The organism is Streptomyces sp. NPDC032472 (genome assembly GCF_040636955.1).
GTDB lineage: Bacteria > Actinomycetota > Actinomycetes > Streptomycetales > Streptomycetaceae > Streptomyces.
The window spans coordinates 92,747-114,145 of sequence record NZ_JBEZVK010000010.1 but is presented as its reverse complement, the minus strand read 5'-3'; the positions used below and the strand labels follow the sequence as shown (position 1 = coordinate 114,145).

General features: G+C 72.4%; 15 protein-coding genes. 14 read left to right on the top strand and 1 reads right to left on the bottom strand.

The genetic code is table 11. The features are described 5' to 3' along the window. The first annotated feature begins 11 nt into the window (after positions 1-11). From mreD to galE, 14 genes are all read left to right on the top strand, one after another. Positions 12-725, top strand: a complete 714-nt coding sequence (mreD, locus tag AB0F11_RS08915; RefSeq protein ID WP_362169897.1) for a rod shape-determining protein MreD — start codon at positions 12-14, stop codon at positions 723-725. A gap of 13 nt (positions 726-738) precedes the next feature. Beyond that, a complete protein-coding gene (gene mrdA / locus AB0F11_RS08910) occupies positions 739-2,919 on the top strand; it encodes a penicillin-binding protein 2 (RefSeq protein ID WP_362169895.1) in 2,181 nt (726 codons plus the stop codon). 15 nt (positions 2,920-2,934) lie between these two features. Then, positions 2,935-4,134, top strand: a complete 1,200-nt coding sequence (rodA, locus tag AB0F11_RS08905) for a rod shape-determining protein RodA (protein WP_362169893.1) — start codon at positions 2,935-2,937, stop codon at positions 4,132-4,134. 124 nt (positions 4,135-4,258) lie between these two features. Then, the gene (locus tag AB0F11_RS08900) at positions 4,259-5,830 is read left to right on the top strand and encodes a CYTH and CHAD domain-containing protein (protein ID WP_362169891.1); all 1,572 of its coding nucleotides are present in this window, start codon (positions 4,259-4,261) and stop codon (positions 5,828-5,830) included. Positions 5,831-5,918: 88 nt separating this feature from the next. Beyond that, the gene (locus tag AB0F11_RS08895) at positions 5,919-7,844 is read left to right on the top strand and encodes a TIGR03960 family B12-binding radical SAM protein (RefSeq protein ID WP_362169889.1); all 1,926 of its coding nucleotides are present in this window, start codon (positions 5,919-5,921) and stop codon (positions 7,842-7,844) included. Between the two features lie 250 nt (positions 7,845-8,094). Further along, on the top strand, positions 8,095-8,826 hold the full coding sequence (locus AB0F11_RS08890; RefSeq protein WP_362169887.1) for a hypothetical protein: 732 nt from the start codon (positions 8,095-8,097) through the stop codon (positions 8,824-8,826). A gap of 229 nt (positions 8,827-9,055) precedes the next feature. Continuing rightward, the gene (locus AB0F11_RS08885) at positions 9,056-9,838 is read left to right on the top strand and encodes a TIGR03936 family radical SAM-associated protein (protein ID WP_362169885.1); all 783 of its coding nucleotides are present in this window, start codon (positions 9,056-9,058) and stop codon (positions 9,836-9,838) included. A gap of 234 nt (positions 9,839-10,072) precedes the next feature. Then, positions 10,073-13,780, top strand: coding sequence for an Rne/Rng family ribonuclease (locus tag AB0F11_RS08880; protein ID WP_362169883.1), 3,708 nt, complete (start codon positions 10,073-10,075; stop codon positions 13,778-13,780). 94 nt (positions 13,781-13,874) lie between these two features. After that, a complete protein-coding gene (locus AB0F11_RS08875; protein ID WP_362169881.1) occupies positions 13,875-14,831 on the top strand; it encodes a barstar family protein in 957 nt (318 codons plus the stop codon). Positions 14,832-14,998: 167 nt separating this feature from the next. After that, the gene (gene rplU, locus AB0F11_RS08870; protein WP_017944922.1) at positions 14,999-15,319 is read left to right on the top strand and encodes a 50S ribosomal protein L21; all 321 of its coding nucleotides are present in this window, start codon (positions 14,999-15,001) and stop codon (positions 15,317-15,319) included. 14 nt (positions 15,320-15,333) lie between these two features. Further along, the gene (rpmA, locus tag AB0F11_RS08865; protein ID WP_093477705.1) at positions 15,334-15,588 is read left to right on the top strand and encodes a 50S ribosomal protein L27; all 255 of its coding nucleotides are present in this window, start codon (positions 15,334-15,336) and stop codon (positions 15,586-15,588) included. A 167-nt stretch (positions 15,589-15,755) separates the two neighbouring features. Further along, the gene (gene obgE / locus AB0F11_RS08860) at positions 15,756-17,201 is read left to right on the top strand and encodes a GTPase ObgE (RefSeq protein ID WP_362169878.1); all 1,446 of its coding nucleotides are present in this window, start codon (positions 15,756-15,758) and stop codon (positions 17,199-17,201) included. Positions 17,202-17,330: 129 nt separating this feature from the next. Then, positions 17,331-18,950, top strand: coding sequence for a glycosyltransferase family 2 protein (locus tag AB0F11_RS08855; RefSeq protein WP_362169876.1), 1,620 nt, complete (start codon positions 17,331-17,333; stop codon positions 18,948-18,950). A gap of 88 nt (positions 18,951-19,038) precedes the next feature. After that, positions 19,039-20,040, top strand: coding sequence for a UDP-glucose 4-epimerase GalE (galE, locus tag AB0F11_RS08850; protein ID WP_362169874.1), 1,002 nt, complete (start codon positions 19,039-19,041; stop codon positions 20,038-20,040). A gap of 162 nt (positions 20,041-20,202) precedes the next feature. On the opposite strand, the gene AB0F11_RS08845 is transcribed toward galE, so the two are convergent. Then, positions 20,203-21,339, bottom strand: coding sequence for a glycosyltransferase (locus AB0F11_RS08845; RefSeq protein WP_362169980.1), 1,137 nt, complete (start codon positions 21,337-21,339; stop codon positions 20,203-20,205). Positions 21,340-21,399: the final 60 nt, after the last annotated feature.

Sequence of the window (21,399 nt, the reverse complement as noted above, 5' to 3'; positions counted from 1 at the left end):
AGCAGACCGCCATGCGCTTCAACCGGATCCTGCTCGCGTCCACGCTCGTCGTGGTCGCCCTCGTCGTCCAGGTAGGCATCCTCGGCCGGCTGCAACTGCCCGGCGCCGTACCCGACCTGCTCCTGCTGACCGTGGTCGCCCTCGCCCTGGTCTACGGCCATGTCAGCGGCGCGCTCATCGGCTTCGCCGCCGGCCTCCTCGCCGACCTCGCCCCGCCCGCCGACCACGCCGCCGGGCGGTACGCGCTCGTCCTGTGCGTCATCGGGTACGCCGCCGGCCTGGTCCGCCCCGATTCCGGGCGCTTCCGCTCCGCCTGGGGCCCGCTGCTCACCGTCGTCGCCGCTGCGATCGGCTCCACCCTGCTGTACGCGAGCGTCGGCGCCCTCGTCGGCGACACCGCGGCCCGCCACGTGGGCCTCACGGGACTGCTGTTCACCGCGACCGTCTACGACCTGCTGCTCGCCCCGTTCACCGTGCCGTTCGTCATGGCCCTCGCCCGGCGCGCCGAGAACGACCCGATGGCCGTCGAGGCGAACGGCGGCCCCGCCAAGGCCGCCGACGTGTCCTCCGGCTGGCTCGCGGGCGGCACCGGCCTGCGCATCGGCAGCCAGCGCGGCGGCCTGCGGCTGATGACCGCACGGAACCGGGCCAACCGGGCCGGGCGGATAAAGGGGGTCAAGAGCGTCAAGAGCATGAAGAGCGTGAAGAGCGTCAAGAAGCTGTGAAGGGGCGGTGCCCGTGACCAAGTCTCCCGAGACCGGCCGCATTCCCCGGGTCCAGATCCGGCTCGTCATCATGCAGGTCCTCGTCTTCTCCATGCTCTGCACGCTCGGCGGGCGGCTGTGGTACCTCCAGATCCGCAACGGCGGCGAGTACTACGACGAGGCGAAGAGCAACCACGTCCAGCGGGTGGTCCAGCCCGCCGTGCGCGGCTCCATCCTCGACGCCCGCGGCGTCGCCCTCGCCGACAACGAGACCCGGCTCGTGGTCTCCGCCAGCCGTACGGCCCTGATGAAGATGAAGGACAAGGGCAAGGGCGTGCTGACCCGGCTCGCCGGAGTCCTGGACATGACCCCCCAGGAGGTCATGCAGAAGGTCCGCGTCTGCGACTCCAAGACGCCCCCGCCCTGCTGGAACGGTTCCCCCTACCAGCCCATCCCGGTCACCGCCGAGGCCACCACCCAGCAGGCGCTCCAGATCCGCGAGCGCCCTGAGGAGTACCCCGGCATCACCGCCGAGCCCACCGCCGTACGCCGCTACCCGGCGCCCGGCGGGGCCCGTACCGCGCAGGCCCTCGGCTACCTCTCGCCCGTCACCGACGAGGAGATCCAGAAGGCGAAGGACACCGACTCGCCGCACCTGCGCTCCGACCAGGTCGGCCGCTCCGGGATCGAGCGCACGTACGACAAGTACCTGCGCGGCAAGGCGGAAGTCACCTCCTACGAGGTGGACAACCTCGGCCGGGTCATGGGCCAGACCAAGTCCGACCGCGGCGTGGCCGGGTCCACCCTCGTCACCAGCATCGACGCCCGGGTCCAGGCCGTCGCCGAGTTCGAGCTCCAGCAGGCGATGAAGACCGTCCGCCACGAGACCGACAACATCACCGGCCGCAAGTACGAGGCCGACTCGGGCGCCGTCGTCGTCATGGAGGCCAAGACCGGCCGCGTCGTCGCGATGGCCTCCCAGCCCGACTACGACCCCAACGCCTGGGTCGGCGGCATCTCCGGCAAGGACTACGCCAAGCTCACCAGCAAGAACTCCAACTACCCCCTGCTGAACCGGGCCATCCAGGGCCAGGCTCCCGCGGGCTCCATCTTCAAGGTGGTCTCGGCGAGCGCCGCCGTCCGCGCCGGCTACCCCTTCGACAACAAGTACGAGTGCAGCAGCTCCTACAACATGGGCGGCCGCAGCTTCGCGAACTTCGAGTCCAAGGGGCACGGGCCCATCACCCTCGGCGAGGCCCTCAAGTTCTCCTGCAACACCGTCTTCTACGCCCTCGGCCACAAGGAATGGCAGCGCGACGGCGGCCTCAAGCCCAAGAAGGACGCCCACGACTGGTTCTACCGGACCGCCCGCGAGTTCGGACTCGGCGCGGTGACCGGCATCGACCTGCCCAATGAGGTCACCGGCCGCATCCCGGACCGCCAGTGGAAGAAGAACTTCTGGAAGGCCAACAAGGACGCCTGGTGCAAGCAGGGCAAGAAGGGCGGCACCTACGTCGAGCAGATCGCCTACGAGAACTGCCTCGAGGGCAACCAGCTGAAGGCCTTCGACAGCATCAACTTCGCCATCGGCCAGGGCGACGTCCTCGTCACCCCCATCCAGATGGCCACCGCCTACGCCGCCATCAGCAACGGCGGCACCCTCTTCAACCCCACCATCGGCAAAGCCGTGATCAGCCCCGACGGCAAGCGGGTCGAGGTCATCAAACCCACCCCGCACGGCAGGCTCCCCGTCGACGCCAAGACCCTCGGCGACCTCGACAAGGGCCTGCGCATGGTCGTCGAGCCCGGCGGCACCGCCGCCTGGCGCTTCGTCGGCTGGCCGCTGGACAAGGTCCCGATGCGGGCCAAGACCGGCACCGCCCAGGTCTACGGCAAGCAGACCACCTCGTGGCTGGCGACCTACACCGACGACTTCGTGATCGTCATGACCATCTCCCAGGGCGGCACCGGATCCGGCGCCTCCGGACCCGCCGTGCGCAACATCTACAACGCCATGTACGGCTTCGACATGGAGGGAAACTACGACGCCGCCACGGCCCTGCTGCCCAAGCCGGAGGCGAAGCTGCCCGCCGTACAGCCCGACGGCACCATCGTGGCCCCCGAGATCAAGCCGTACGTACCCCCGTCCCCGGAGGAGTCCGAGCCGCCCGCACTGGCCGGTCCTCCCGCCACGCGCCCCGCAGGGCACGACTGAGCCGAAGAGCCGACCATGCAGACCGCCAACAAGTTCTCCGTATCCCGGTACGCCCCCGAGCCCAGCGCGATGGCCAAGCTGACCTCGCGCGACTCGGTGCTGCGCCGGCTCGACTGGCCGATACTCCTCTCGGCGCTCGCCCTGTCCCTGCTGGGCACCCTGCTGGTGTGGTCCGCGACCCGCAACCGCACCCAGCTCAACCAGGGCGACCCCTACTACTTCCTCGTCCGGCACGCCATGAACACCGGCATCGGCCTCGTGCTGATGATCGGCACGATCTGGCTCGGCCACCGCACCCTGCGCGGCGCCGTACCGGTGCTGTACGGGCTCTCCCTGCTGCTGATCATCGCCGTGCTCACCCCGCTCGGCGCCACCATCAACGGCGCCCACGCGTGGATCGTGATCGGCGGCGGCTTCTCCCTCCAGCCCTCCGAGTTCGTGAAGATCACGATCATCCTGGGCATGGCGATGCTGCTGGCCGCCCGGGTCGACGCGGGCGACCTCGTCCACCCCGACCACCGCACCGTGATGAAGGCCCTGTGCCTGGCCGCCGTCCCGATGGGCATCGTCATGCTGATGCCCGACCTGGGCTCCGTCATGGTCATGGTCGTCATCGTGCTCGGCGTCCTGCTCGCCTCCGGCGCCTCCAACCGCTGGGTGCTCGGCCTGCTCGGCTCCGGCGCGGGCGGCGCCGTCCTGGTCTGGCAGCTCGGCGTGCTCGACGAGTACCAGATCAACCGCTTCGCGGCCTTCGCCAACCCCGAGCTCGACCCCGCCGGCGTCGGCTACAACACCAACCAGGCGCGCATCGCGATCGGCTCCGGCGGGCTGACCGGCTCCGGGCTCTTCAAGGGCTCGCAGACCACCGGCCAGTTCGTTCCCGAGCAGCAGACCGACTTCGTCTTCACCGTCGCGGGCGAGGAGCTCGGCTTCATCGGCGCCGGCCTGATCCTCGTCCTGCTCGGCGTGGTGCTGTGGCGGGCCTGCATGATCGCCCGCGAGACCACGGAGCTCTACGGGACCATCGTCTGCGCCGGGATCATCGCCTGGTTCGCCTTCCAGGCCTTCGAGAACATTGGGATGACGCTCGGGATCATGCCGGTGGCGGGCCTGCCGCTGCCCTTCGTCTCCTACGGAGGATCGTCGATGTTCGCCGTGTGGGTGGCCATCGGGCTACTCCAATCGATCAAGGTGCAGCGGCCGATGTCGGCCTAGCGGAGGCGGGCAGGGGGCGCTCTTCGGCCGGGTTCCGGGCGGTTCCGGCCGGTTCCGGAACCGGAGTCGGCCGATCCCGCCGTTCACCGTGCCGTTGTTGTCCGTTCAGGACTAAGTTCGATCCATGGCGGACACGAAGCGCGAGATCGAGCGGAAATTCGAGTTCACTACGGACAAGGCGGCCCGGCGGGGCGTCCCCAACCTCGCGGGCACGGCACGCATCGCCTCCGTGGCCGACCGGGGCACCGTCGACCTCGACGCCGTCTACTACGACACTCCCGACCAGCGGCTCGCCGCCGACGGCCTCACCCTCCGCCGCCGCACCGGCGGCGCCGACGCGGGCTGGCACCTCAAACTGCCCGTCTCCCCGGGCGTCCGCGACGAGATCGGCGCCCCCCTCAGCGACACCGTCCCCCGCCCCCTCGCCGCCCTGCTCCGCTCCCGCGTCCGCGACGGCGGCCTGGAACCCCGGGTCCGGCTGCTCTCTTCCCGCAGGGTCAGCCACCTCCTCGACGCCGACGGCACCGTGCTCGCCGAGCTCTCCACCGACAGCGTCCGGGCCGAGGCCGGGCAGGCGGGGACGGGGTCGGCGGATGCCGGGCAGGCCGCTGCCGGGCGGCCCGGAGCCGGAGCCGTCGCCACCTGGACCGAGATCGAGGTGGAACTCGCCGAGGGCGCCGACCCCGCCCTCCTCGACGCCGTCGAGAAGACCTTCCGCAAGGCCGGCATCCGAGTCTCCGACTCCCCCTCCAAACTCGCCCGGGCCCTCGCCGAGACCGGCACCGCCCCCGCCCCCCGTCCCGCCCCCGGCCCCGCCGAGGGCACCGCGGGCGCGCACGTCCTCGCGTACCTGCGCCTCCAGCGCGACGCCCTCGTCGCCCAGGATCCCGCCGTACGACGGGCCCTGCCGGACTCCGTCCACCAGATGCGGGTCGCCTCCCGCCGCATCCGCAGCGCCTTCAAGACCTTCCGCAAGGTCCTCGACCGCACCGCCACCGACCCCCTCGGCGAGGAGCTGCGCTGGCTCGCCGCCGAGCTCGGCGTCGACCGCGACCAGGAAGTCCTCCACGCCCGCATCCAGGACCACGTCGCAGGACTCCCGCGCCCCCTGCTGCAGGGCCCCGTACGCGGCCGGCTGCGCACCTGGCACGCCGCCCGCCGCTCCGGATCCCGCCGCCGCGTCCTCGCCGCCCTCGACAGCAAGCGCTACCTGGCCCTCCTCGACGCCCTCGACGCCCTCCTCGCCGACCCCCCGCTCCGCCCCGCCGCGGACAAGCCCGCCGGGAAAGTGCTGCCCAAGGCCGTCCTGCGCGACCACGACCGCCTCGCCGGCCGCATCGAGGCCGCCCTGGCCCTGGACCCCGGCACCGAACGCGACCACGCCCTGCACGACGCCCGCAAGGCCGCCAAGCGCGCCCGCTACGCGGCGGAGGCCGCCACCGAAGCCCTCGGCAAGCCCGCGAAACGGCAGGCCAAGGCCATTAAGGCGGTACAGAACCTGCTCGGCGAGCACCAGGACAGCGTCGTCGCCCGCGACGCCCTGCGCGACATCGGACTCCAGGCCACCGCCGCCGGCGACTCCGCCTTCACCTGGGGCGTGCTCTACGCCCGCGAGGAGGCCCTGTCCGCCGCCTGCGAACGGGAGCTTCCGGACGTATGGGCCAAGGCTGCGACCCCGCGCGTCGGGCAGCCCTGACCCCGCAGGCGGTGATCATGGCGGCAGGCGCCGGGAGCCGTCCGGGTTACGCTTGAGAGTCGCCCCCTGCCCGCTTCACGAAAGTCGCGTGATGTCCGAGTCGGTCTTCCCACAGCTCGAAGCTCTGCTCCCGCATGTGCAGAAGCCCATCCAGTACGTCGGCGGTGAGCTCAACTCCACCGTCAAGCCGTGGGATTCGTGTGACGTCCGCTGGGCGCTCATGTACCCGGACGCGTACGAGGTCGGGCTGCCCAACCAGGGCGTCATGATCCTGTACGAGGTGCTCAACGAGCGCGAGGGCGTCCTCGCCGAGCGCACGTACAGCGTGTGGCCCGACCTGGAAGCGCTCATGCGCGAGCACAAGGTGCCGCAGTTCACCGTCGACAGCCACCGCCCCGTCGGTGCCTTCGACGTGTTCGGCCTGTCCTTCTCCACGGAGCTGGGCTACACCAACATGCTCACCGCCCTGGACCTGGCGGGCATCCCGCTGGAGTCCCGCGACCGCACCGAGGACCACCCGATCGTCCTCGCGGGCGGCCACGCGGCCTTCAACCCCGAGCCGATCGCGGACTTCATCGACTGCGCGGTCATCGGCGACGGCGAGCAGGCCGTCCTCGACATCACCGACATCATCCGCGCCTGGAAGGCCGAGGGCCGGCCGGGCGGCCGCGAGGAGCTGCTGCTGCGCCTCGCCAAGACCGGCAACGTCTACGTGCCGGGCTTCTACGACGTGGAGTACCTGCCCGACGGCCGCATCGGCCGTGTCGTGCCCAACCGCTCGGGCGTGCCGTGGCGCGTCTCCAAGCACACGGTCATGGACCTCGACGAGTGGCCGTACCCCAAGCAGCCGCTGGTCCCGCTCGCCGAGACGGTCCACGAGCGGATGTCCGTCGAGATCTTCCGCGGGTGCACCCGCGGCTGCCGTTTCTGCCAGGCCGGCATGATCACGCGCCCCGTGCGGGAGCGAAGCATCACCGGCATCGGCGAGATGGTCGAGAAGGGTCTGAAGGCGACCGGCTTCGAGGAGGTCGGCCTGCTGTCCCTCTCCTCGGCGGACCACACCGAGATCGCGGACATCGCCAAGGGCCTCGCGGACCGCTACGCGGACGACAAGGTGGGCCTCTCGCTCCCCTCCACCCGCGTGGACGCCTTCAACGTGGACCTGGCCAACGAGCTGACCCGCAACGGCCGCCGCTCCGGCCTGACCTTCGCCCCCGAGGGCGGCTCCGAGCGCATGCGCAAGGTCATCAACAAGATGGTCTCGGAAGAGGACCTGATCCGCACCGTCGCCACCGCGTACGGCAACGGCTGGCGCCAGGTGAAGCTGTACTTCATGTGCGGCCTGCCGACCGAGACCGACGAGGACGTGCTGCAGATCGGCGACATGGCGGTCAACGTGATCGCCAAGGGCCGCGAGGTCTCCGGGCAGAACGACATCCGCTGCACGGTGTCCATCGGCGGCTTCGTCCCGAAGCCGCACACCCCCTTCCAGTGGGCCCCGCAGCTGTCGGCGGAGGAGACGGACGCCCGCCTGGGGAAGCTCCGCGACAAGATCCGCGGCGACAAGAAGTACGGCCGCTCCATCGGCTTCCGCTACCACGACGGCAAGCCGGGCATCGTCGAGGGCCTGCTGTCCCGCGGCGACCGCCGCATCGGCGACGTCATCCGCGCGGTGTACGAGGACGGCGGCCGCTTCGACGGCTGGCGCGAGCACTTCTCGTACGACCGCTGGATGGAGTGCGCGGAGAAGACCCTGCCGGCGTACGGCGTGGACGTGGCCTGGTACACGACCCGCGAGCGCACGTACGAGGAGGTGCTTCCCTGGGACCACCTGGACTCCGGCCTGGACAAGGACTGGCTCTGGGAGGACTGGCAGGACGCCCTCGACGAAACCGAGGTCGAGGACTGCCGCTGGACCCCCTGCTTCGACTGTGGCGTGTGTCCGCAGATGGACACCCACATCCAGATCGGCCCGACCGGCAAGAAGCTCCTGCCGCTGACGGTCGTGAAGTAACCCGCGGCGGCTGAAGCCGCGTCGCCCGGCCGCTGCGCCGGGATATATGCCCCTGCCGGGAACGGTGGGGGCATATTCATTCGAGTGACGCATGAAGGTTTCTGCATTAGGGGCAAGTGGATATCCCGGATCTGGACAGGGACCTGCGCACCCAGTGGCTGGCCGAGCCGGGGTCGATCGACTGAGGGCGCGCCTGCCCCCGAGCGCCCGCCGGTGCAACGGACGGGGGTTTTCGTGTGTCCTTCTCTGCATGGAACTCGACAAACGGCACACCGCCGACCCGGCCGACGGCTGCCTCGTGGGGGTGCTGCGGATCCCCGTCAAGATCGTGGCGGTGCTCGTCGTGCTGCCCGTACGGGTGGTCTGGGAGCTGGTCACCGCCGCTGCGCGGGCGGTGCGGCGGCATGTGCTCGGGCCGCTGTGGGTGCATGTGCTCGAACCCGTGGTGCGCGGGATCGGGTGGGTGCTGGGGGTGCTGCTCAAGCTGGTGTTCGTCTGGCCCTGGGTCGGGTTGTGGCGGTACCTGCTCGCGCCCGTCGGGCGTGTTCTTCATGCTTATTTGCTCTCCCCGCTCGGGCGGGCGGTTTATGGGTATGTGCTCCGGCCCCTCGGGGTGGGCCTGGCCTGGGTCGTCTCCGCGGCCTGGCGGTATGTGCTCGTGCCCGTGGCGCAGGCGGTGTGGCAGTGGCTGTTGGTGCCGGTGGGCACTGCCGTGCGGTGGGTTGCGCGGGGGGTGCACCGGTATGTGCTCGCGCCGCTCGGGCGGGTGGTCGTCTGGGCCTGGCATGTCGCCGGGCGGATCGTGGCGTGGGTGTGGCGGGGGATCTCGCTGGTGGCCTGGGTGCTGGTGGGGTGGCCGTGCTCGCGGGTGTACCGGTACGTCCTGACCCCCGTGGGACACGCCCTGCGCGAGGCGTGGCGCTCGGTGCGGACCGCCGTCCGGGAGGTCCGTGCCGAGGTGCGGCGGGTCCTCTTCGGCTGAGCGCCCCGGGAACCGGCGAGGTCAGGGGCGCGTAGTCTGGGTAGTACGACAGCCGTGGGCCGTCCGCCCGCCCCCGAGAGCCCCCTGCGCCGGAACGCAGGGGTGAGCCGGAGGGCAGGCACGGCCGGCAGGCTCACCAGACCTCAGGGCGACGCGCGAGCCGCGGAGCCCCGCACAAGGAGAAGAACCACTGGGCAAGCGACAGCCCGAAGGCCCGCCCCCCGCACCGGTGGCACAGCGCATCCGACTGCGCTACACCAAGCGCGGCCGCCTCCGGTTCACCAGCCACCGGGACTTCCAGCGCGCGTTCGAGCGCGCCCTGCGCCGCGCCGAGGTGCCCATGGCGTACTCGGCCGGCTTCACCCCGCACCCGCGCGTGTCGTACGCGAACGCCGCGCCCACCGGCACCGGCAGCGAGGCCGAGTACCTGGAGATCGCGCTCACCGCACCCCGCGACCCCGAGAAGCTCCGCGCGCTGCTCGACGAGTCCATGCCGATCGGCCTCGACATCGTCGACGCCGTCGAGGCCCGCACCTCCGGCCTCGCCGACCGGCTCACCGCCTCCGTGTGGGAGCTGAAGCTCGACGGCGTGGAGACCTCCGAGGCCGCCCGCGCGGTGGAGGCCTTCCTCGCCGCCGAGACCGTCGAGGTGCAGCGCCGCACCAAGAACGGCATGCGCACCTTCGACACCCGGGGGGCCGTTGCGTCCCTCGAGGTGCTTCCTGCTCCGGCTGATAGGCCGCTGGACAATGCCTGTGCGATACTGCGGCTGGTTGTTCGGCATCTGACACCTGCCGTTCGACCCGACGACGTCCTGTCCGGTCTCCGAGCTGTGGCCGACCTGGCGCCGCCGGTCCCCGCAGCGGTGACCAGGCTGGCGCAGGGGCTCTTCGACGAGGAGTCCGGCACGGTGACCGACCCGCTCGCGCCCGACCGCGAGGCTGTCACGGCCGCCCCACCCACGGCCGCCGCGACTGCCGACGCGAAGGCGCCGGAAGGTCCCGCCGCGTAGGGATCGTCGCCGCCGCGCAGCCCTGGCACTCGGGAGCCACCTGGGTCGGGCCGCGCACTGACCTGAAGACTTCCGCCAGGCCGTACGGACAAGACGTACGGAACCGGCGGCCACGGACTACAGCTCCCGAGTGGCGAACGCGCCCCGGAGGCCGGCTCCGCGCTGACAGCGCGGTGCCGCGCCGGACCGGACGTCAGCCGCGGCGCCCGGGAGCGTGACGGGAGAACCGCCCGCATGCTCAACAACGAGAACGACATCACCGCCGCCGGCAACGACAGCCCGAGCGACAACCTGCCGCCGCGCAGGCGCCGCCGGGCCGCGTCGCGGCCCGCGGGTCCGCCCGGCGCCGCCCCGGCCGCCGAGGTGACCGAGGCCGCCCCGGCCGCCCCCGCCGAGGAAGCCGCACCCAGCGCCGCCCCGGCCCGCCCGCGCCGCCGCGCGACCCGCGCCGTCGCCACGCCCACCGCTGCGGCCGCCGAGGCCGTCGTGGTCGAGGCCCCCGCCACGCCCGCCGAGGAGCCGGCCGAGGCCGCTGCTCCGGCGCCGCGTACCCGTCGCCGTGCCACCCGCGCTGTGACCGCGCCGGTTGCCGAGGCCGCTGCGGCTCCGGCCGCCGTGGAGGAGCCGGCCGAGGCCGCTGCCCCGGCCCCGCGTACCCGCCGTCGCGCCACCCGCGCCGCGGCCGCCCCCGCCGCCGAGACCGCTGCCGCCGAGCCCGTGGCCGAGGAGGCCGCGAAGCCCGCCTTCACCGTCGCCGACGCCGTGGACGCGCCCAAGCGCGGCCGCCGCCGCGCCACCCGCGCCGCCGCCCAGGCTGCACCGGCCGCCTCCGCGCAGCCCGAGGCCCCGGCCGAGGAGCCCGCCGCCCCGGCCCGCGGCCGCCGCGCCACGCGCCCCGCCGTGCCCGTGTTCCAGGCGCCGGTGTTCACCGAGCCGATGTTCCAGACGCCGGAGACCGCTGCCCTCGCCGCCGCCGCGGCCGCCGCCGCCGAGGCCGAGGCCGAGGAAGCCGAGGAGGAGGCCGAGCTGGAGGCCGAGGCCGCCGAGGCCCCCGCCCCGCAGCCCGCCGGCCGCCGCCGTCGCCGCGGCCGCGGCGCGGTCGAGGCCGCCCCGGTCGCCGAGCCGGAGGAGGAGTTCGAGGCCGAGGCCGCCGACCTGGAGGAGGAAGAGGCCGAGGAGGTCGACGAGTCGGGCGAGCGCCCGTCCCGCCGCCGCCGTCGCGGTGGCCGTCGCCGCCGTCGCGGTGAGGCCGCCGACCTGGACGAGGCCGCCGAGGAGGAGGCCGAGGCCGCCGCCGAGCAGGAGGCCGCCGAGGCCGAGGAGGAGGAAGAGGAGGAGGCCGAGGAGGCCGGCGAGGCCGGTGTCCTGGGGTCCGCCTCCAGCCGCCGTCGCCGTCGCCGCCGTCGCCGCAGCGGTGACGCCGCCGAGGCCGAGGCCGGCGACGAGGACGGCGTCCGTACCGTCGTCAAGGTCCGCGAGCCGCGCCCGGCGCGCGAGAAGGCCGAAGCGTCCGACGAGGTCCAGTCCATCAAGGGCTCGACCCGCCTGGAGGCGAAGAAGCAGCGCCGCCGCGAGGGCCGCGAGCAGGGCCGCCGCCGCGTGCCGATCATCACCGAGGCCGAGTTCCTGGCGCGCCGCGAGGCCGTCGAGCGCGTGATGGTCGTCCGCCAGAGCGGTGAGCGCACCCAGATCGGCGTCCTCGAGGACAACGTGCTCGTCGAGCACTACGTCAACAAGGAAGAGGCCACCTCGTACGTCGGCAACGTCTACCTGGGCAAGGTCCAGAACGTGCTGCCGTCGATGGAGGCCGCGTTCATCGACATCGGCAAGGGCCGCAACGCCGTCCTGTACGCCGGCGAGGTCAACTTCGAGGCGCTCGGCCTGGCCAACGGGCCGCGCCGCATCGAGTCCGCCCTGAAGTCCGGCCAGTCCGTGCTGGTCCAGGTCACCAAGGACCCGATCGGCCACAAGGGTGCCCGCCTGACCTCGCAGGTCTCGCTGCCCGGCCGCTACCTGGTCTACGTGCCCGAGGGCTCGATGACCGGCATCAGCCGCAAGCTGCCCGACACCGAGCGCGCGCGCCTGAAGACCATCCTCAAGAAGATCGTCCCCGAGGACGCGGGCGTCATCGTGCGCACCGCCGCCGAGGGCGCGAGCGAGGACGAGCTGCGCCGCGACGTCGAGCGTCTGCAGGCGCAGTGGGAGGACATCCAGAAGAAGTCGAAGCAGATCACGACGTCGTCGCCGAGCCTGCTGTACGGCGAGCCGGACATGACCGTCCGCGTCGTGCGCGACATCTTCAACGAGGACTTCTCCAAGGTCATCGTCAGCGGTGACAGCGCCTGGGAGACCATCCACGGGTACGTCTCGCACGTCGCCCCGGACCTGGCCGACCGGCTCTCGCGCTGGACCTCCGAGGTGGACGTCTTCGCGACGTACCGGATCGACGAGCAGCTCGCCAAGGCGCTCGACCGCAAGGTGTGGCTGCCCTCGGGCGGCTCCCTCGTGATCGACAAGACCGAGGCGATGGTCGTCATCGACGTCAACACCGGCAAGTTCACCGGTCAGGGCGGCAACCTCGAGGAGACCGTCACCAGGAACAACCTGGAGGCGGCCGAGGAGATCGTGCGCCAGCTGCGGCTGCGCGACCTGGGCGGCATCGTCGTCATCGACTTCATCGACATGGTCCTGGAGTCCAACCGCGACCTGGTCCTGCGGCGGATGCTGGAGTGCCTGGGCCGTGACCGTACGAAGCACCAGGTCGCCGAGGTGACCTCGCTGGGCCTGGTCCAGATGACCCGCAAGCGGGTGGGCCAGGGCCTGCTGGAGTCCTTCTCCGAGACCTGCGTCCACTGCAACGGGCGCGGTGTGATCGTGCACATGGACACGGCCACCGCGGCCGGCAACGGCGGCAAGCGGGCCAAGCGCCGCGGCGGCCGGGGCCACGAGCACGACCACGATGTGGAGGCGGCCGAGGTCGTCGAGGCGGCCGAGACCGTCGAGGCCGAGACCGAGGTGGAGACCGAGGCCGAGGTGGCCGCCGAGCTCGCCGCGCCGGTGGCGCTGCCCGAGCCGGCGTTCGCCGCGGACGAGGAGCTGTACGGCAGCATCGCCGAGGCGGAGGCCGCGGCCGGCATCAGCAGCCGCCGCAACCGCCGCCGCGCCACCCGCAAGGCGACCGCTGCGGCGGGCGCCCCGCGCGCTGCCGCTGCCGCCGCCCCGGTGGTGGAGGCCGCCCCGGTCGAGGTCGAGATCGCGGCCGAGCCGGTCACCGAGCCCGCCGACACGGTGTTGGAGCCGGCCGCCGAGGCCGTCGCCGAGGCCGTGGCCGCGGCGGAGACGGTCGAGGCCGCTCCCGCCCCGGCGGCGGAGGAGGCCGCGCCGAAGGGCCGTACGCGCCGCCGCGCCACCCGCAAGGCGACCGCCCCGGCCGCCCCGGCGGAGCCGGTGGTCGAGGCCGAGCCGGAGCCGCAGCCGGAGCCCGAGCCGGTCGCCCCGGTCGAGGAGGCCCCCGAGGCCCCCGAGGCCGAGGCCCCGGCAGCGGAGGAGGCCCCGGCTGCCGCCGAGGCTGCTCCGGTCGAGGAGGCCGCCCCGGCCCGTCCGCGGCGCCGCGCCACCCGCAAGGCCACCGCACCCGCCGGCTCCCCGGCCGGAGCGGAGGCGGCGGTGCTGGTCGTCGAGACGGCACCGGAGCCCGCCCCGGTCGAGGAGGCCCCCGAGGCCGCCCCGGTCGAGGAGGCCCCGGCGGCGGAGGAGGCCCCGGCCAAGAAGACGGTCCGCAAGACGGCCGCCAAGAAGGCCCCGGCGAAGAAGGCCGCCGCGAAGAAGACGACGACGGCCAAGAAGACCGCCGCCAAGAAGACGACGGCCAAGAAGACGACGGCGAAGAAGGCGACCAAGAAGGCCGCCGCGGCGGAGCCCGCTGCGGACGCCGACGCCTGATCCGCGTCACCACCGGGACTGCCCCGGCCCCCACTGCGGGGGCCGGGGCAGTCCCGTACCGGCACGCGGCGCACGGCAAAGGAGCGCAGAAGGCATGGAACGGTTCCCCATGTGGGACGGGCAGGGCCGGAAGACCGGCCTGGCCGAGGTGCTCACCCGCGTCCCGGACAACACCTGGACGTGGCTCCTGCTCGACTGGGACGGGGTCGGCGAGGCCCCCGGCGGCCTCGACGCCGAAGCCTTCCGCGACCTGGTCCTGGCCGCGCCGGCCGGGATCCCCATGACCTGGCCCGAGGTGCAGGCGTTCGCCGCGGCGCAGCAGGACGTCAACGACGTGCTGCTGGTGGCGGTCGACGCGGCCGCCGACGCGGACCCGCAGCGGTTCGCGCGGGACGACTTCGCCGGCTGCCGGTACCTCGTCGAGGGCTTCGACAGCGGGACGTGGACGGTGGGCCGGCCGGACCGGCCCACGGCGCCGTTCGATGTGAGCAATCCCGTGGCGCCGTGGGTCATCTTCGGCCCCGAGGGGGCGCCCGAGTTCGATGAGCAGATTGCTGCCCTGCGGGCCAAGGGGGGCCGCGTCTACCATTTCGATGCCCGGGACATGCCGGACCTGGCAGGTGTATGCGACCAGTTTGCCGAGAAGCTCAGCTTCCCCGGCTACTTCGGGCGCAACTGGGCTGCCTTGGTCGACTGCCTCGACGACCTCCACGATCACGTGACCGGGGGTGTGGGTCTTGTATGCGTGATCCACAATGCGGATGTCCTGCTCGACTCAGACCACGTCCGGGATCTGGTGGGTACGTTGTGCCTGGCGGCGGACCGAGCCAACACGGAGTTCGACTTGGACGGGGAGCTCCGCTACCGCCCCGTGGTGGTCGAGCACTTCGTCTTCCTGCTGGACGAGGTGGACGCTGCGGCCTTCGCCCCGCTGATCGAGGAGCCGGACGACGTCGTCGCGGCCGTGGACGGGGTGTTCGCCACCGCAGCCCTGGACCTCGCCGCCTGGCGCCCCGAGACGTGGGCGCGGGGCTTGCACGGCCCGGTTTGACCTTCTAAACCTCCGGCGCGTAACCTTGCACGTCGGCGTGTCTACGTGCGCGCCAGCCACTGAGCACCTCACCTCCCGAGCCGCTGCGCGGTCCGGGGGAGGCCGCCTCGCGTTCGGCGGGGGACGGCTGGCTTCAGGGGTTTCCATCGAGCGAGAGAGAGATCCGCGTGTACGCCATCGTGCGCAGCGGTGGTCGCCAGCACAAGGTTGCTGTCGGCGACATCGTTGAGGTTGACAAGATTTCCACTGCCAAGGTTGGCGACACGGTCGAGCTCTCGACCCTGCTCGTTGTCGACGGCGACGCCGTGACCAGCGACCCGTGGGTCCTGGCCGGCATCAAGGTCCAGGCCGAGGTCGTGGACCACCACAAGGGCGCCAAGATCGACATCCTGCGCTACAAGAACAAGACCGGCTACCGCCGTCGCCAGGGTCACCGTCAGCAGTACACGGCGATCAAGGTCACCGCTATCCCGACGGCCGCGAAGTAAAGAGGGACTGAGCAATGGCACACAAGAAGGGCGCATCGTCCACCCGGAACGGTCGCGATTCCAATGCCCAGCGGCTCGGCGTGAAGCGCTTCGGCGGTCAGGTCGTCAACGCTGGTGAGATCCTGGTCCGTCAGCGCGGCACCCACTTCCACCCGGGCGCCGGTGTCGGCCGTGGTGGCGACGACACGCTGTTCGCGCTGCAGGCCGGTGCCGTGCAGTTCGGCACGCACCGTGGCCGCAAGGTCGTGAACATCGTTCCGGCCGCCTGATCCAGCTTCTGCTGATCAAGCGTTCGTAACGTCCCGAGGGCGGATCTCAGCTCTTTCCGGCGCAAGTCGGGAAGAGAGGTCCGCCCTCGGCGCGTTTGCACGTACACACGTCCAATGGACAGCAAGGCCTGTCCGGGACATCCCCGTCTGTATCTGGAGGAACACCCATGACCACCTTCGTGGACCGCGTCGAGCTGCACGTCGCCGCGGGTAACGGAGGCCACGGCTGCGCCTCCGTACACCGGGAGAAGTTCAAGCCGCTCGGCGGTCCCGACGGCGGCAACGGCGGCCGCGGCGGCGATGTGATCCTGGTCGTCGACCAGTCGGTCACGACCCTGCTGGACTACCACCACAGCCCGCACCGCAAGGCCACCAACGGCAAGCCGGGCGAGGGCGGCAACCGCTCCGGCAAGGACGGCCAGGACCTGGTCCTGCCGGTCCCGGACGGCACCGTCGTCCTCGACAAGCAGGGCAACGTGCTCGCCGACCTCGTCGGCCAGGGCACCACCTACGTCGCCGCCGAGGGCGGCCGCGGCGGCCTCGGCAACGCGGCGCTCGCCTCCGCCCGCCGCAAGGCCCCCGGCTTCGCGCTCCTCGGCGTCCCCGGCGCCACCGGCGACATCGTCCTGGAGCTCAAGACCGTCGCCGACGTGGCCCTGGTCGGCTTCCCCAGCGCCGGCAAGTCCTCGCTGATCTCGGTGCTCTCCGCCGCCAAGCCGAAGATCGCGGACTACCCGTTCACCACCCTGGTCCCGAACCTGGGCGTCGTCACGGCCGGCTCGACCGTGTACACGATCGCCGACGTCCCCGGCCTGATCCCGGGCGCCAGCCAGGGCAAGGGCCTGGGCCTGGAGTTCCTGCGCCACGTCGAGCGCTGCTCGGTCCTCGTGCACGTGCTGGACACCGCCACCCTGGAGTCCGACCGCGACCCGGTCTCCGACCTCGACGTCATCGAGGAGGAGCTCAAGCAGTACGGCGGCGGCCTGGAGACCCGGCCGCGCCTGGTCGTGCTCAACAAGGTGGACATCCCCGACGGCCAGGAGCTCGCGGACATGATCCGCCCCGACCTGGAGGCGCGCGGCTACAAGGTCTTCGAGGTCTCCGCGGTCGCCCGCACCGGCCTGAAGGAGCTCTCCTACTTCCTCGCGGAGGTCGTCGCCAAGGCGCGCGCCCGCAAGCCGAAGCAGGAGGCGACCCGTATCGTCATCCGCCCGAAGGCCGTCGACGAGACCGGCTTCACCGTCACCTACGACGAGGTCGAGGACGTGTACCGCGTGCGCGGCGAGAAGCCGGAGCGCTGGGTGCGCCAGACCGACTTCAACAACGACGAGGCCGTGGGCTACCTGGCCGACCGCCTCAACCGCCTCGGCGTCGAGGACCAGCTGCTGAAGGTCGGCGCCCGCGCCGGCGACGGCGTGGCCATCGGCTCGGACGACAACGCGGTCGTGTTCGACTGGGAGCCGTCGATGATGGCCGGCGCCGAGATGCTGGGCCGCCGCGGCGAGGACCACCGCATGGAGGCCCCGCGTCCGGCGACGCAGCGCCGCAAGGAGAAGGAAGCGCGCCGCAAGGACTCGGCGCAGCAGGAGTACGACGAGTTCCGGCCGTTCTGACCGGTTTCCGGCCGGTTCCAGCCCCTTTCCGGCCGGCTCCTGACCGGCATTTGTCCTGGTTCTGTACCGCTCCTTCACACGGACGGCGCAGTTGAGGTGATGTTCACCCGTGTCGCCTAGGATCCACGGGTGAGCAGCACCATTCCTCCCAGCGTCTCCGTCGTCGTGATCGCGTACAACGACGCCGCGCTCGTGGGCGAGGCCGTCACCTCGGCACTCGCCCAGGGCCCGGTCGTGGCCGAGGTCATCGCCGTCGACGACGCCTCGGCCGACGGCACCGCCCGGGTCCTGGACGAGCTGGCCGCCGTCCACCCCCGCCTGAAGGTCGTGCACCGCACGGAGAACAGCGGCGGTTGCGGCACCCCCCGCAACGACGGGATCGCGGTCGCGACGTCCCCGTACGTCCTCTTCCTCGACAGCGACGACATCCTGCCGCCGGGCGCGGCCGAGGCCCTGGTGCGCGCCGCCGAGGAGCACCGCGCGCCCGTGACCGTCGGCGCGTGCGTACGCCGGGAGCTGCCGCAGTACCACGACGTCCCCTGGATGCCCGGGCTCTACACCGCGGGCGACGTCATCGACCGGCCGGCCGACCGGCCGGAGCTGGTCCGCGACACCCTCTGCGTCAACAAGCTGTACGAGCGGTCCTTCCTTGAGAAGCACGCGATCCGCTTCCCCGACGGCCGGTTCGTCTACGAGGACTTCGTCTTCACCGCCCGCGTCCTGGCCGCGGGCCCCCGCATCGCCGTCATCGACGACCTCGTCTACGTGTGGCACGTGCGCCGCAGCGCCGCCCAGGTGTCGATCTCCCTGGACCGCAAGGACGTCTCGAACTGGCGCTCCCGGATCGAGGCCCACCGCACTGCCGCCCGGATCATCGCCGAGTCCTCCGCCGAGCTGGGCCGCGCCTGCCAGGTGAAGTTCCTCGAGTACGACCTGCGCATGTACCTGCGCGAGCTCGGCCGGGACCCCGAGTACCAGGCCGCCTGGTGGACCCTGACCCGCGAGTACCTCGCCACCTTCGACGACGCCGTCATCGAGGCCGCCGGGGCGCCCGCCCGCTGGATCGTCCGCGTCCTGCAGGCGAGCCCGGTCCCGCCCGCCGACGTCGAACGCCTCACCCGCTTCGCCGCCGAGCCGCCGCGCCTGCTGCCCCCGTACGCCACCGGCCCGGACGGCGCGCCCGTGTGGAGCGAGGAGCTCCCGGTCGCCCTCGACGGGCTCGCCGGGCTGCCGCTCTCCGAGCTGCCCGTCAGCGTCGACGCCGGCCCCGCGGGCACCGGCGGGCTGCGGCTGCGCGTGCACGACCTGTACGGGCGGCTCGCCGCGGCCGGGCCGCGCACCGCCCGGCTCCGCTTCGTGCCGCGCTCCGGCGGCGAAGGCGTCCTGGACCGGACGGTGGAGCTGCGCCGCGCCGCGGAGGGCGACTCCTGGAGCTGCGAGGTGCCGTTCCACCTCACCGCCGTGGCCGCCGCCGGGCGCCGCCAGGGCCGGCGCGGCATGCAGGCGTGGGGCGTGCAGGTGGAGGTGGAGTTCGCCGACGGCAGCTCCCTGACCACCTCGCCGCGCCCCCTCGACGCCCTGCTGCACCGCAGGGCGCTGCCGAGCAGCAGGTACGGTGTTCTGCTGGCGCAGCCGTTCCGCACGGGCGGAGGGTCCCTGGCCCTGCGGCTCGCGCCGGGCGCTGCGGGGGCGCTGAGCCTCGTACGCAACCGCCTCCACCGGGCCCGGGCAGGCCGCGGGGCGGGATGAAGTCGGGCCGGCGGCCGGCACGGGCCGCCGGAAAGATCAACGGACAGCCCCTCGGACCGGGTCCGCGGGTGCTCCTCGGGAGACACGCATGACATTTCTGATCACCGGTGGCGCCGGCTACATCGGCTCGCACGTCGTCCGCGCGATGCTGCTCGCGGGGGAGGAGGTCGTCGTGTACGACGACCTCTCCACGGGCAACGAGGACCGCGTCCCGGAGGGCGTCCCGCTGGTGATCGGCTCGGTCCTGGACCGGCTGGTCCTGGACGAGGCCATCCGGAAGCACAAGATCACCGGCGTGGTGCACCTGGCGGGCAAGAAGCAGGTCGGCGAGTCCGTCGAGAAGCCGCTGTACTACTACCACGAGAACGTCGAGGGCCTTCAGGTCCTGCTCGGGGCGGTGGCCGCCGCGGGCGTGCGCAACTTCCTCTTCTCCTCCTCCGCCTCGGTGTACGGCATGCCGGACGTGGAGCTGGTCACCGAGGAGACCCCGTGCGCGCCGATGAGCCCGTACGGCGAGACCAAGCTCGCCGGCGAGTGGCTGGTCCGGGCCGCCGGCAAGGCCCACGGCATCTCCACGGCCTGCCTGCGGTACTTCAACGTGGCGGGCGCCGCCGCCCCCGAGCTCGCGGACACCGGGGTCTTCAACCTGGTCCCGATGGTCTTCGAGCGGTTCGACAGGGGCGAGGGCGCCCGCATCTTCGGCGACGACTACCCGACGCCGGACGGCACCTGCATCCGCGACTACATCCACGTGGAGGACCTGGCCGAGGCCCACGTCGCGGCGGCCCGCAAGCTCGCCGAGTGGGGCGCGGCCGGGGACTTCAAGGACCTGACCGTCAACATCGGCCGCGGCGAGGGCGTCTCCGTACGGGAGATGGCCCGGCTGCTGAACGAGGCCACCGGGCACGACCACGAGCCGGTCGTCGTGCCGCGCCGCCCGGGCGACCCGGCGAAGGTCGTCGCCTCGGCGGACCGGATCCACTCCGTGCTGGGCTGGAAGGCCAAGCACGACGTCCGCGAGATGATCACCTCGGCCTGGGCGGGCTGGGAGGCCAACCGCAAGGGCGCCCTGCACCACTCCGAGCGCTGACGGCAGGCCTTTCGGCCGCCGCCGCTCCGGCTCGCACGAAGGGCGCGTACGCCAAGGGCCCGTGCGCAAAGGGCCCGTACGCGAAGGAGCCGCCCGCCCCGGACACGACCGGGGCAGGCGGCTCCTTCGTCACATGCGTCACACCGCGTCAGCGGCAGCGGCTCAGCGCTCCAGGAACGCGAACAGCTCCTCCCAGCGGTCGGTGATCTCGCTGCCGGAGTACCGCTGTACGGCGCGGAACGCCCGGTCGCCGAGCCGGTCGCGCAGCTCCCGGTCCGACATCAGCGCGTCCAGGTGCCCGGCCAGCTCCATCGTGTTGCCCAGGCGGGCCAGCAGCCCGTCCTCGCCGTGCTCGACGATCTCCCGTACGCCCGGAGCGCAGTCGAAGGCGGCGGCGGGCACGCCCGCGGCCATCGCCTCCAGCAGCGTGATCGGGAATCCCTCGGCCCGCGAGGCCTGCGCGAAGACCGACGCCCCGCGCAGCGCGCCCAGCACGTCGTCGGTGCTGCCCATCCACTCCACCGAGTCGTCCAGGCCGAGCGAGGTGCAGTGCGCCCGCAGCGTCGGCTCCTCCACGCCCGCGCCGTAGATGCGCAGGACCCAGTCGGGGTGGGCCGGGGCCGCCTCCGCCCAGGCGTCGAGGAGCAGGTCCATGCCCTTCTCGAAGGCGAGGCGGCCGACGCTGGCGACCACCTTCTCCGTGCGCGGGGCGGGTGAGTCCGGCATGAACGGGAGCGGGTTCGGCATGCTGGAGACGTTCTCCATGCCGGCCCGGATCCACAGGTCCGCGTCCTCCGGGGTCAGCACCAGCAGCCGGTCGACGTGGGCGTAGTGGCGCCGGACCCGGTCGCCGCGGGTGGACTTGCGGCTGGCCTCGAAGGACTCGTGGCTCATGCCGATGACGGTGAGCCCCTTGGTGTCGGCGAGGGCCACCCACTCCATCGCCCACACCTGCGTGACGATCACCACGCCGCCGGGGCGGGCCGCGCGCAGCAGCTCGCTCAGCTTCTCCGCCTTGTCGCGCATCAGGGCCCGCCGGGCCGCCTGGCGGCGCCGCTCGGGGGCGTTGAGCCGGCCCTTGACGCCGCGCAGGCGGCGGGCCTTGGGCGGGTGGGTCTCGTACAGGGTGGTCATCGCGTACGGCAGGTCCTGCGGCAGCTTCTGCCGGATCTCCTCGGCGACGGGCGCGATGCCGACGAGGTGCACCGCGTGCCCGCGGTCGGTGAAGAGCCGGGCCATCTGGTGCGACCAGGTCGTCACGCCGCCGAGCTCGTCGACGCTGTTGGAGACGATGAAGATGTCGCGTCCGCGGTGCTCCGCCCCGCGGTGCTGTTCGGTGTCCGCCGCTGCGTGGGACCC

What these genes read in the sequence shown, in the direction of transcription:
- mreD (WP_362169897.1), top strand. Translation starts at nt 12, where the DNA reads ATGCGCTTCAACCGGATCCTGCTCGCGTCCACGCTCGTCGTGGTCGCC.
- rodA (WP_362169893.1), top strand. Translation starts at nt 2,935, where the DNA reads ATGCAGACCGCCAACAAGTTCTCCGTATCCCGGTACGCCCCCGAGCCC.
- AB0F11_RS08900 (WP_362169891.1), top strand. Translation starts at nt 4,259, where the DNA reads ATGGCGGACACGAAGCGCGAGATCGAGCGGAAATTCGAGTTCACTACG.
- AB0F11_RS08890 (WP_362169887.1), top strand. Translation starts at nt 8,095, where the DNA reads ATGGAACTCGACAAACGGCACACCGCCGACCCGGCCGACGGCTGCCTC.
- AB0F11_RS08880 (WP_362169883.1), top strand. Translation starts at nt 10,073, where the DNA reads ATGCTCAACAACGAGAACGACATCACCGCCGCCGGCAACGACAGCCCG.
- AB0F11_RS08875 (WP_362169881.1), top strand. Translation starts at nt 13,875, where the DNA reads ATGGAACGGTTCCCCATGTGGGACGGGCAGGGCCGGAAGACCGGCCTG.
- rpmA (WP_093477705.1), top strand. Translation starts at nt 15,334, where the DNA reads ATGGCACACAAGAAGGGCGCATCGTCCACCCGGAACGGTCGCGATTCC.
- obgE (WP_362169878.1), top strand. Translation starts at nt 15,756, where the DNA reads ATGACCACCTTCGTGGACCGCGTCGAGCTGCACGTCGCCGCGGGTAAC.
- galE (WP_362169874.1), top strand. Translation starts at nt 19,039, where the DNA reads ATGACATTTCTGATCACCGGTGGCGCCGGCTACATCGGCTCGCACGTC.